6 protein-coding genes are annotated in these 13,068 nt (G+C 35.6%); all 6 read right to left on the reverse strand.

Annotated features, from left to right (window positions below):
- Nucleotides 1-107: 107 nt before the first annotated feature.
- Nucleotides 108-1,331 (reverse strand): hypothetical protein, encoded by a 1,224-nt coding sequence (locus tag IPP32_02735; GenBank protein MBL0047001.1) that lies wholly within the window; start codon nt 1,329-1,331, stop codon nt 108-110.
- Nucleotides 1,332-1,425: 94 nt separating this feature from the next.
- A complete protein-coding gene (locus IPP32_02740; GenBank protein MBL0047002.1) occupies nt 1,426-1,818 on the reverse strand; it encodes a hypothetical protein in 393 nt (130 codons plus the stop codon).
- 50 nt (nt 1,819-1,868) lie between these two features.
- On the reverse strand, nt 1,869-2,441 hold the full coding sequence (locus IPP32_02745) for a restriction endonuclease (GenBank protein ID MBL0047003.1): 573 nt from the start codon (nt 2,439-2,441) through the stop codon (nt 1,869-1,871).
- Nucleotides 2,442-3,524: 1,083 nt separating this feature from the next.
- Nucleotides 3,525-9,926, reverse strand: coding sequence for a hypothetical protein (locus IPP32_02750; GenBank protein MBL0047004.1), 6,402 nt, complete (start codon nt 9,924-9,926; stop codon nt 3,525-3,527).
- Nucleotides 9,927-9,945: 19 nt separating this feature from the next.
- Nucleotides 9,946-11,577: a T9SS type A sorting domain-containing protein gene (locus IPP32_02755; GenBank protein ID MBL0047005.1), complete on the reverse strand. Its 1,632-nt coding sequence runs from the start codon at nt 11,575-11,577 to the stop codon at nt 9,946-9,948.
- A gap of 298 nt (nt 11,578-11,875) precedes the next feature.
- Nucleotides 11,876-12,982 carry a hypothetical protein gene (locus IPP32_02760; protein ID MBL0047006.1) on the reverse strand — a complete coding sequence of 369 codons (1,107 nt, stop codon included), beginning with the start codon at nt 12,980-12,982 and terminating at the stop codon, nt 11,876-11,878.
- Nucleotides 12,983-13,068 lie beyond the last annotated feature (86 nt).

The following is a 13,068-nucleotide window of genomic DNA, read 5'->3' on the forward strand; positions in this document are numbered from 1 at the left end:
GTTTGTAAATTAGTCCGAGAAGTCAATTTGTTCAACACAAAGAAGCGTTCCAGAAACACTTGAAAATTAAAACTCCAAATTAAACCTTTTGAGCGTATCGATTGTGATCATATAAGCCCATTCTTTGTTGAGTAATATTCAACGTGCTCTAATATGCTTAAAGAGAATTCTGATGTTATTTGGGCAATCTCCTCCTCTGTGATTGGCTTAGTTAACAATCGTTCAAATAGTACCCTCCTTGTTCGACTATCAGTATCCTGAACAAAATCATCAACATAAACCTCGTATTTATACTGTGTAAATTTTAATTCAATTCCATAGTTGCAACCAAATGTTTTTAAGCCCCCTCTTTTTAAAGTCCCGTATCTTGCATCAAACTTGATGATTGCATCAGAATTATTGAGATAGGCTTTTCCCCTTTCAAACTCGTCAATGAGTCTGTTAATAATTTTTGTTGCCGGTTCGTCAACAAAATCAATTGATTGACCAACATTTATAATGGCAACATTGTGTTTTGAACCGGTAAAGAACTTATTGAATTTCTGAACTTCTGGAATAATTTTTTTAAGTAATTCGGCCACCCATGAACTAAGTATTTTTGAGAAGATATCTTGACTCAATTGAACAACATGTTCGTTTTCATCAATAGCGTTCAATTTTTTTTCGAGCAAAGAGAATCGGTCTATCTCATCATGTTTAAGACCATTATTATTGATATTGATGATGCTTGTTTTCTTTAGTTTTTCGTGCTCATTATTTAGAAGATCGAATCTATCTTTCAATTCATCATAAGCTCGAATATTTTCTTCAAATTTTAATTGTCTATCAAAAGCCTCTTCTTCAGCAAGTCCCTTATTGGATTTAAGAGTTCTTATCTCTTCACTTTGGTCTTGATAACTTCTTATATCAGAACGTAATCTGTCTCTTTCATCCATCAAAGTTTCATGACTCTTGGCGGACACCCAATCGCTTGGCTTTAGGCTATACAATAATTTGACAGATACATTATTTACATGGTGATAAAAGTATTTCCCAGCTGTTGTCAACAGGTTCAGAAACATCATTGTAAGAAAACCAGCAATAAGGCAGAAAAAGAGGTTCTCAGAGAAACTATCAATCCATCCAATTCCCCATGGGTGGGTATCAATAAATTGCTGGCGGGCCCACAGGATTCTAATTTGCAGACTTATATCCTCTGAAAAATTGAAAACCCCAAACACAAACACCCTATTTGTAATAACCCATACAGCTAATGCAGACGCATAGTAGGGACTTTTCAGGCGATCATTAAGATATTCTTTGAACGAATCAAGTACCGTGTTTGTTTCCATGCTATTTTATTGTCTTATCCGTTGTTTTGAAATACTATTGTGTTTGAAAAGGATTTATATCTAAAAGCGTAAATGAGCAATCGAGTTTTAAAAATTAATTTTTTGAAATATGAGTTAAATAACTTTTAAGATTTGGGGTCATATGCTCATCTAATTTACCATCCGTTCCTAAGGTACATATTACAATACCATTTTTAAGGCCCGCTGAAATAAGTAAATCGTTTAAGGCCGTAAATTCTTCATTAGAATACTTAAACTTAGGATTGTTCTTTGGGTATAATACAATGATGCTTATATAAGTTTTCAATGTCTTAAGTTGCAATAAAATGCGATAGATGTTTTTTATTTCTGCATCTTCTGGGTGTTCAAAATTGAGTTGTATAAACTTGAGATTTGTAGGAAAGCCAGGTTTCCTGAGAGTAGAGTTAATAAACGGCTTAACCAACTGTTGATTGGGATTGACAATCAATATCTTTTTTTCTTCCATTTTTTATGAGTAAAATGCTGTTTTCAGATTTTCATTAAATGCTTTCATCTCTAATCAATTTCTGTTTCACTAATAATTTTAGAATGGGTTTTCCCCGTTTTCGAAGCCATTTTTATTTTGTACTCAAGGGAGGCTTTTAAAGTCGTTTTATTGCTAATAATTAATTCCATTTCTTCTCCATCAAAAAGAATCACATTAATGATTTTTCCAGTACTTAATGCAACAGGAGCATCTTCAGAGAAGCCACTCATTGAAATAAAAACACCTGATGTTAAATGAAATTTACCATCAACCTTCCCTTTAAAGTCATATAATTTTGATGCTTCCGTAGGATCAATATGCCATTTGGCTTCTAGTAAAAAGGGCAAATTATTGTATGTAAAACTCCCATCTATTTGCTCTCCTGTTTTTTTAAACCCACTGCCCGGGGAAAGCGTTTCATTATATAAAATCGAGTAGATAATCTTTTCCAATTTATATCCTCTTTTTCTTTTCAATTTTGCATCTTCATTAGGGTCTGAATCTTTTACTGCGTACCATTTTGTATAAAATTTTTCCACTTCAGATCTGTCTCCTATGTATGATAAATCGTGTTTACTATCTAATGTTGGAATAGAATCCATAACGTGATATTTTTGAAGAGTTACAAAGTAATTAATACAACTTCGCAATGCTTAGTTAAGTCAGAAGCTATATCACAAATAAACAAAATATTTCTACAAAACAATGCTGAAATAATTCTAATTGGTCTTATAGCTTTCATTCAAAGGAATTAGAAATTCTTTAGCAATATGCTGCGTGATTATTCCTTCTAATTTAAAGGATGTATCAGGACACAATACAATTCCATTAATAGCAACCTTTGATGCTAATGATTGAGATTGACATCCTATAATGAATTCACTAAATTGATTAAATTAATGGTTGTTGTACATTTTTATACCATTTTAATACCTTTTCAATTGTTATTAGATGATTATCGGATGCAAATGAAGCCAATTTTTATATGGTTTGAATATATCTTCAATATAATTTAGATAATATTTTGATAGTTTTGAAACGGTATAAAGGGTTTTAAGTGCAAGTGAAGCGGCTGGTGTAGAAAATTTATACCCTGCAATTGCCGGTTTATATGTTTACTATAAAGTCAAGAATTATAAAATTTGTGTTGTTAGAGCGACCTAAAAAATGAAGGGTAAATTATGGAAGTAATTTACCCTTTCAGGACCGGTGCACACCGAATGATGTACATCGAACCAATGTAAAGGTATTTATTATTTGAAATTTTACATAACATTCGTGATTTAGTTGAGTAATATGAGCCCATTTAAGTTTTAAGAATTTTAAATTAAATTTGCACTTGGAATCCTAAATAAACTTAGACTTCGCGGAATTGAACTGCGAGCCTCTGAGTTTGTCTTGGATTTTTTTGTTCCGGTTTAAAAGCACAGGGAAGGGGCTAAAAATTCCATAGTTAGCTATAATTATTAAAGACCCCCATTTACAAAATGCAAAGAAAATCTTGGTAAATTAATCGATCAAAAAGTAGTTGATAAGGAAAGTGTTCAATAAATTCTTCTCCAAAAAACATCTTAGCTTTATTTAAATTGTAGAATTCAAATAAAGAACACTACCCACCTAATTAAATCAGATTCCTAAATAACTAGTCATTGTGTTGCAATGACTAGTTATTTTAAATTATCAGATCACTCCACCACAAACTTCTTCTGAAGCCGCACACCATTTACATCGCTTAAAACAATATAAACTCCGGGTGCTAAATCAACTTGAGGTTTGATGACGATCCTGTTTTCTTCTTTCGAAACAATTGCAGCACGATATACACTGGCTCCTTCTGAATTAAAAATGAATAAATCTACTTTTTGATTTTTTTCTTTTATACCGTTAAGTTCAACTGAAAATTCACTATGGTAGGGATTAGGATTCGGGTAAACATTCATAGATAACATCGCAAGGCTTGGACTTTCAGCTTCAAGTGAATCAATATACCTTGAGTAGTTGGAATTGGTTGTGATGCTACATGAATCGCCATAGGCTTCCCATTGTCCTGCATAATATTTAACCTGCACATAGTAAGTTTGGTTAGCCAAAATTGAACTGCCCGTTTGATTTGCCCATGAAAGTATGAAGAAGTTGTTAGAGCTATTCCTGTATATCTCGCGTGTGCGATAGCCGTTACTGAAAGTTCCTGAAACTTTATACTGATAATTTGAAGCACCATAAATTGCATCCCAATATAAAAAAGTTGATCCTGAGCTGATTGAAGTATTGCATTGTGAAGTCTGCAATTTAGTTAGGGGTGCGGTTGGTGTGGTAAGGGTGCAAGTGCTTCCATAAGGCAGCCACGCACCTCCAACAGCAGCAGCAGCTTCAATTGAATAGGTTGTGCCATATTTTACACCTCCGGGAGAAACTGCAGGATTAATAGAAGTAAATCTGAAAAAGCTGTTTGAATTAGAGGTTTCTATAGTATTGTCGTATCCGCTTGCCGTAATGTGATAGCGATATTGCGATGCCGAACTAATTGGCGTCACATAAAATATATCGTTTAAAGTTGTCTGATTTGTATTGCAATAAGTGGTTGTTAAAGAAGTAGTTGGGAGTCCTGAAACATTCACCACGCATGTTGGGCCAAATGTTCCCCATTCACCCGGTCTGCTGCCGTATGTTGAATTAGTACTGCCAACAAGTGCGCGTACTTTTACGTTGTAATAATATCCATACCTTACCTTAGGAGTTATTGCAGCCATATCAAGACGCAACTCATCAACAGAATTAAAGGTAGTGCTAGTAGTATCATACACATAAGAATTAGTGGTGTCGTTCTCCACAATTTTATACTGATACTTGGAAGCTCCTGTAATGGGAGTAACATTAATTAACTCATGCTGGTCTGTTACAATATAATCGCATAATCCAGGTGTTGAGGGATTATCAACTAATTTGTTTTGCGGAAAAGCAGAAAGTGTTACTGGACAAGAAGCACCATATGGACTCCAGATATTATTCTTTTTATATGAAACAGAAACATTGTAAGTATAACCATAAATAACCCCGGGAGCCTGTGTTATTGGATAAAAACTGGTGTTTGAGTTAGAAGTTCCATGTTCAAAATTATAACCCGACTGCCCACCTGTACCGACAAACTTATATTTATAATTACTGACACCTGAAACACTGTAAGCATAAATTAAATTAGTTGAGCTTAAGGTGGTATTGCAATAGGTAGTATCAACCCTTGTCACTTGTATTTCTTTTATTTGTATATCATCAATATAAATGCTTCCTTGATTTGCAAGGCTGGTAGCATAAAAGCCAAAATAAATCTGTCCTGAACTAGTTGCGAGATAATCAATTGCGGAATCCTTGTGGTACGTTGTGTTGCTGCTAATTCCATTAAAAAGAGGTCCATCTCCCAAAAGTGTAGAAGCATCGGCACTTGTACCTATATAAACTTTATATGTTTCAGCGCTTGTGCCACTTGCAATTCTATCGTACCAGCTAACACGATAAGCGTGACCCTTAGTTACATTTATGGGTGGGGAGAAAAACCAATCCGAAAGCGCTGTAACATTATCCGGATTTTTATCAATTCTCATGTGATTGCTACCTGTTCTTGGGGCTGTTGTGCTTGTGTACCAACTGCTCGCACCTTGTTGATCATAATTTTCAACAAGCATGCCGCAAGGTAAAGCAGGAACGCTCGCGCTTTCTGCACCAAGTGTAATTGTGGAACTAAGGGTTGGTGAAACTGCCTGCGAAGTGCCCGAAGTAAAGGATCCTGTGGAGCAGCCAAGTGTCAATGAATCTCTAAAATCATACGGAACTACTTTGTAATAATAAGTTGTTGCAGGCAGTAAAGGTAGCAACGAATAAGCCGTATCAGTACCAACATCCTCATGGTAAACAAGGTAATTAGGTGTGCCGCTTCCGCTCCACACAGTAACATCATATCCTTTCAAACAACTGATTGCCGCTGTCCAAGTGAGTTTAGTTGCTGTGATACAGCTTGTATTTACAGGTGTAACAGTAACGCAGCTTGGCCCCGAACTTGAATCAGGTGTTGCTACTGTTATGTTAATCACTTTAGTACAAAGGCTGTCATCAGTTATTGTAACTGTATGATTGCCTGCTGTAAGACCATTTACAGTTGCAGTATTTGCACCTGTGCTCCACGAATAAGTATAGGGAGCTGTACCATAAATTGGGCTTACTGTTGCAGTTCCAAAGTTTGGACTCAAGCAAACATTATCCGTTGGAGTTACACTACCATCCAATTTACCTGTGATAGCTACTATTTGAGTATCTACATAAGAAATATTGCCTCTAATTATAGTATGAGTTATAGTAAAAGTATAATTACCGTTTGCCCTGCTTTCCGTTGAACTAGTATTATCCGTATAGTCAGCAAAATAATCCCATGTAAAAGTTGCTGGTGCGCCCCTTTCCGGAGTTCTTCTCACATCGCCAAAATCCCAGATATGAATAACATTAGCTGAGTCTTCATCAGCGGTAACAGTAATTTCACCGGGTTTTGAACAACCTGTTCTCGTTATCCTAAACGATGCATCAAATGTACTGGGAATATCAGTGCAATTGTGCAGGTAAACTGATGAAGCCTGTGTGTAAAACTGAAATGTGTCTCCAGACGTAGTAATAGCCGTGTTATAGTCTGAGTCAAAAAGTTTAAACTGATTCATTCCACCGGGGGCTCCATTATTCTTAAATTTCAAACAAAAGAATTCATTGGGTCCGTTTGGGTAAGTGGTAGTAACCCCAGGAGAAAATGCAACCCGTATTGGAACTTCCATATAACTTACTCCCCCAATAGAAGTACTAGTCATTGGTGTGCCAATAGTAGATCCTGTATCAATGGTACCTGCGCTCCATGAAAAGTTAGTTGACGTAAGAGCCCCTGCTAACGGTGGTTCTAAAAAGGCCGGATACACCAACGAAAGATCTATGAATTGAACATTCGCTATGGTTTTATGCACACCCAAGCAAACATCAACAATGCTCTCTTCAGCGCAATCTCCATTAGCGTAGGTTATTAAGGGGCAAGTAGCTAAAACACGAATGCATTCTTCTCCTGCATCAATTGGGGTATTTGCCCCTTCTTGCATTGAAACATAATTCGTATGACTTGCAGGAGGTGTAGAAGGACAAAAATTATTTACTAGTGTAAAATAACCTTCTATTACAAATGTCTCACAATAAGGGCCGGGTGGTAAAGTAACAGTTAGTGGAGTGGCTAATGGATTATTAATCACATGAAAACTGGATGATGGAGGTATACCATCAGTTATTACGACAGTATGAGAAAAGGCGGAATTATTACAAACCTCAACTGTAAATTTCACAGGATATCCTGCATAGGTTACAGTTGGCACTGCTGCTTGTTTTATAGTTAAGCACTCAAGCTCAGTAGTAATAATAGCAGTTACAGTTGCAGTGTAATTACAAGTACTTGAAGTTCCAGTTCCGGTTGCAGTAACAGAATAAACCGTTGTTGTGGTAGGACTTGGTGAATAATTATACGAAGTAACTCCACTTACCGCTGTTCCGTTGGCAAACCACTGGTAATTCTGAAAGCCAGTTTGTGGTGCTTCCAAATGTATTGTTGAGGCTGGAGTGCAATTAGCGAGGGGGTCTGCACTAGTTATATTAAATAGATTGCTATTATTATAATTAACTTGATAGCTATCTATTGCTTCACAGCCATTTTCATCGATCAAAATAGCAGTGTATACACCTCCATTATTTACATCTATACCGTTTGTTGTTTCGCCCGTACTCCAAATAACATTCTGACTCAGAGAATTACTAGTGGTAACTGACAAGTGCACAGTTTTCCCAGGGCAGGGATTACCTGTTGGGGATGTCTGAACAATATTTGGTGTGTTTCCTCCGTAAGTTGTATTAAACATGAAGTCCGAAATATTCTTGGAAAAATTGCTTACACAGCCATTTAGTCCAATAACCGTTAAGCTAATAGTTCCTTCTGAACATATTTCAGTGGATTGCCCAAATGCACCGTTTGACCATTGATAATTAGATGTCGAAATATAAGGAATTGCAGTTAAAGTTACTCCATCTGAGCAAATGGAAGCTCCTCCACAATTTACATTTATGTAAGTAAATGGATTGGCATTAATCGTCACCGAAATTGAGTTACTGGTTTCACTGCAAGTGCCATTATTAAAAGTGCAAAAATAGATTCCAGTTTGTGTCGCTGTAAAGTTAAAATCTCGTGCACCTTGAATTGCTGATCCGTTAAGATACCATTGAAAATTATAAGGTGACGAAGATGGTGTGGGTAAATACCAGTTGGCTTGTAAAAATACCGGACTGCCTTCACAAACTGAACCAGGCGACAAAGGATTAGAATTTAAAGCTTGGATTGAAAAATGGTCGCTCACAACTATTTTTTGTTCATAGGTGTAATGACAACCTGTCTTATAGGTAAGTATAAGTGAAATCTTATAAGTATCATTTGAAAGATTATAATGAACAGGCTGCAGGCCTCCTCCAACTGAAGAATATAACGGATTACTTCCACTGGCTGCAACTCCGGGAGATACTGTTTGTGGTTGATTAAGAGAATTTAATACAACATATTCATATTGGATATTATCCTCAATAGGACCTTGATAAACCAACCTTAAATTAGTTGAGCCACTGGAAGGACAAGGATCGGTATATGCCAGAAACGTAATAGGATGATCTAAGGGCTTAACCATATAGTTTTGAGCATACCACTGGCATGCACCGGGATTAACCCTATTACTTTGGGGTTGTCCATGCACATTGTGAACAGCATCAGATAAATAAACATCGTAATAATCTCGTTCAACAGTAAAGATGTTTATATTGCTTGCGGATTTAAGATAATCACCCAAAAAGTTTGAACTGCTTGCAGCTCCAAGCTTGACACTATTTGCAGCAAAAATAGGATGGTAGTCAGTTGCATTATTTGTCCCCAAAGGACCTAAACAAGCATTCGCTGAAGCACCACCTCCTGTCGGTGCTGGTGCTGCGTTTGATCCATCTATCGATTCAGAAAATCTAAGAAAACGGTCTAGGTATTTACTCGTTCTGCTTGTTTGGTTATATACATTATTGTTACCTGCCGGATTATACGCAGGGTTGTTGGATGATGTACGACTATAATTATCTGCCAATATTCTATCTAATATCCTTCTTGTAACACCACTGGTTGTATAACTTCCATCAATGTAACTTGCAATTGAGCAAGGATCAGGATATAAATTTAATCCGATATCAATTGTATTTGATGCTTCCAATTTGCTTAGATAGCCTTCCACGAAATATTCATAACTGTGATTATCCCTTATTTTATCCATTAAAAAAATCAAGTCATTATAATCATCATTATCTCTTTCTGGATTTCGCACTTGATCATCAAACAATTTTCCATTCCAAAATTCCCATTCGGTGGTAAGTATATCTATTCTATTGCAAGGAGCAGAACTCAAGCCACTAAAGTACTGGCGATTTCCCATGTTAATCAGGCGCAGAGCAAGTTTACAATTTTCGGCAACCTCATATCGTTCGTCATCACTCTGAATGCTTTCTTCTATAAAACTTAAATCGTCATAATAACTTGTACCATGAACCAAGGAGTCAAAAATAAAGGGGTTACTTGGTCTAAGGTTGTTACCAATATATGGATCGTTAGGATTTTGTGGGTCTACATCTAGCTTTTCAAAAGCTCCGGCACTTCCCACATGTTCAATACAGTAGTCAGTTTTGGCCATACAAATAAATCGTTGCAATTCCAGAATTTTTGAATTCACTTGAGTTGGAGAACCATAAAAAATATTTCTAAGGCCATAGAGGGAAATGTAAGTGATATGGTTTTCCATACAGTATTGGAGAAGCTGAGTTTCTGCAAAACTATTTGTGAGAATACTGGTCGAAACATCAATATCATCCTCATTAGTACCTGAAGCGATGAGTGATACGAAACGATTTACATAGAGCCCTCTCTGTTCTCCTGGCACTTGCGCTTGAAGGTTTAAGCTCAATAACATTAAAATCAAATAAACAAATTTCATTTTTCTCATGGCTTTGGTTTGTGGTTAGTTACATTTTAATAATTTTTGTTCTTGTAATAACTTGATTGTTTGAAGTCACTTCCGCAAAATAAACTCCTTTCGGAATTGATTCAAGATTTAAAGAAAAGTTAGATTTTAAAGGAGGAATTGGTACTGAACATTGTTTTATTCCAACAGAATTAAACAAATTAACAACTAAAGGTTGTTGCCAATTAGATGATGCTAAATTTAAATTTAATTGGTTTTTAAATGGATTCGGATAAATTGCGATTTTTAAATCGCTTCTGTTATTTACAATATAAGTTGCCTCATCCTTCTTTAGTTTTAGAATAAATAAAGAGTCTTCTACAACAAAATTCGTATCTGAAAGAGCTCCTGAGAGGAAAAAAGATGAATCTTCGGATAAGTCAAATGAAGATGTGTTGAAATTATTTTGGTAAGAATAGCCTAATATTTCCTTTGTATTTCCAGCGCTATCTATTGAATGAACAAAGAAATTCCTTGGAGAATTTTGTAAGAAGCCGTAACCACCAACTATAGTTTCTCTGCGGCTATTAAGGGAAGCAGAAACTAAAACATAGTTATTGTTTAAGCCAATTCCATTTGCAAGAATTTTCCATTCTTGCAAACCATGAGTATTAAGTTTCAGCACAAACCCACCTGATGCATTTCCATAAACAATAACCCCGTTTTGCTTATCAATCAATATTCCTTTTGGTGATTCTGTAACTTGATTACTCAAACTTGAAACAAATGGATAAAACCATTGAATATTTCCACTACTATCAATCTTTGAAACTCCTGCATCAAATCCAGTAGTAATGTGCAGCCCTTGAATATGTCCTGCTAAATAAATATTTGCAGAGTCATCAATTGCAGAGCGATTTGCAAAACCATACTGATAAGCGGTATCAACAATAACTGTTTTCCATTTTTGACTTCCAGTAGAATCATATTTTTCTACGAACATTTTGCCTCCAGGCAAACAGCAACTTGTGTAGCCTATCACATAGGCATTCCCGGCTTTATCTACTTCTACACTTTTGCCTTCTTGATTGTAGCCAACACTATCCGCTTTATTCCATAATAAATTACCAATTGAATCGTACTTTGCCAATATTGCTTTACGAGCTCCCTGCCCGTTAATAGAATCCATTTCCCCCGTTACATATACATACTTATTATCATAAAGAGTAATTGAGTTAAATTCACCAACAAGACCAATTGCAGATCCATAGTATTTGCGCCACACGAGATTTCCCGCAGCATCGTACTTCAAAGTGAAACCTTCCGCGTTCTGTGCATTATAATGAGCCCTTCCGGTTATATAGATATTGTCTGTAGAGTCTATAACATAATCTTTTGCTCTTAGAAGTCCTCCGGCAACATCTCCTAACACTTTTTTCCAAATTATGTTTCCAGCAGTATCTTGCTTAATTACAATTAATCTGACATAAGTTCCAAACATGTTTGTACCACCCAATCCTATAGTTATAATATTTCCAGCATTGTCGTGAGTAACAAAGGAGCCTTGAGCAATTGGTTCTTTATACTCCCAATCCAAACTTAGCGTTGGCTGAGCAAGCAATCTGCAAGAGAAAAGTAAAAACAAAAGCAAAAAACTCCTTTTTATAATAACATCAAAAGAAGATTTTACCATTTTACTACAAATTAAAATTGATGAGAAAAATTTCAAAAGCGAATTAATTCGTTAAACAAAGACATAATAAAAAAAGATATGCAAAAAAGCTTTTATCGCTACTATTTCAAAGTTGGTAGTACGAATTAAGTCATTTATTTTTGATTTGCAATATTAAATTGCACTTAATTGTAAGTTTATTTTAGCATGCAGTCCTTCCAATTTATTCTACCACTTTGCAAAATCAGGTTCAAAATCTTTTGCCCAATTAAAGAATAAAATCCCGATTGGTTCCACTTTGGATTTCCGGAATCTTGAATTATTCATTAGATTTAAAAACCTGATAAATCAAAGTGCCTGCAACAAATATTCCTGTCCCTATTAAAAGGCCTTTATAATTAAATTCTTTATTGGATTTATTTTCTATGATTCTATTAATTTTTGAAAAATCATTTTGCTCCTTTTCTGGAAAAGCTTCTGCAAACGGTTTCAATCGGATTTGCTTTGGAACCTCCTTTTTTTTAAATCGATCTATTTCCCTGAATTCCTCGATTTTTTTCTTATTCTTCTCATAAAGCGGTTTTTCAAAAATATTGACTTCGGAAGCCGGGCTAAATCGACCTTCTTGATACGCAATTCCATCTACCACCTTTATTATGAAATCGCAGTTGTGCGTTAAAGACTGGTCGCCCTTAAAATTACCCGATTTTGTTGCTTGTGTTATGGCCACAAAAGATTTGCTCGGATTTTCATTTTTTAATAGTTCTAAAAACTCGCTCTCAATTCCGGCAACATTAATACTATCAATAAATACAAAATCTAATGTGCTCTTCGATAGAAAGCTCTTAATTTCATCCTTATCTCTTGTTTCAAGTATTTTCATTTTACTTCCACCAATATCTTTTATTTTTTGTTGAAGGGTCACACTCTCGCCTTCTTCCGCAGCAATGTAAATGACTCTGCCAAAATATTCTTCTAAGTAATCAGCCAAACGAATTGCTAAATTGCTTTTTCCTCCTTTGGGTAATCCCCAAATTACCGCAGAAAAGAACTTTTCAGGCTTGCCGATAAGCTCAAGGAATTTACCCTCAAATTCAAGGCATTGAAATTTCTTTTTTACCAATTCATCTCCGGTAAATACTTTACTTGCTTTGGGCTTAATCACCTGTTCTATTTCCTGCTTCTTTTGCTGGGGTTCACTCATGCTTTGGCCTTCAATTGGCGCGTTCGGATTTCGTTCCGAACGCCCTGTGGAACCCAGTTCGGAACCGTTCGGAACGGGGTCAGAGAAACTCATGCCCTTTTTCAGCATCATCTCCTTAACATGGTTATAAACTGTGGTTTTTCCAATGCCAAGTTGGGTTGCTATTTGCTTAAAACTTTTACCTTCCATGCGTAGTTTGAAGCATAATTCTTTAATGTCCATTTTAAATTTTATTAATTAATTTCAAACAAATATAAACATATTACAATTATGTCATATATTTGCCTATATTTTATTACTCTAATACA

It is taken from the genome of Bacteroidota bacterium, assembly GCA_016721765.1.
GTDB lineage: Bacteria > Bacteroidota > Bacteroidia > UBA4408 > UBA4408 > UBA4408.

Excerpts from the sequence above, each read along its gene's own strand:
- IPP32_02745 (MBL0047003.1), bottom strand. The coding sequence starts at position 2,441 with ATGGATTCTATTCCAACATTAGATAGTAAACACGATTTATCATACATA.
- IPP32_02740 (MBL0047002.1), bottom strand. The coding sequence starts at position 1,818 with ATGGAAGAAAAAAAGATATTGATTGTCAATCCCAATCAACAGTTGGTT.
- IPP32_02750 (MBL0047004.1), bottom strand. The coding sequence starts at position 9,926 with ATGAGAAAAATGAAATTTGTTTATTTGATTTTAATGTTATTGAGCTTA.
- IPP32_02735 (MBL0047001.1), bottom strand. The coding sequence starts at position 1,331 with ATGGAAACAAACACGGTACTTGATTCGTTCAAAGAATATCTTAATGAT.
- IPP32_02760 (MBL0047006.1), bottom strand. The coding sequence starts at position 12,982 with ATGGACATTAAAGAATTATGCTTCAAACTACGCATGGAAGGTAAAAGT.
- IPP32_02755 (MBL0047005.1), bottom strand. The coding sequence starts at position 11,577 with ATGGTAAAATCTTCTTTTGATGTTATTATAAAAAGGAGTTTTTTGCTT.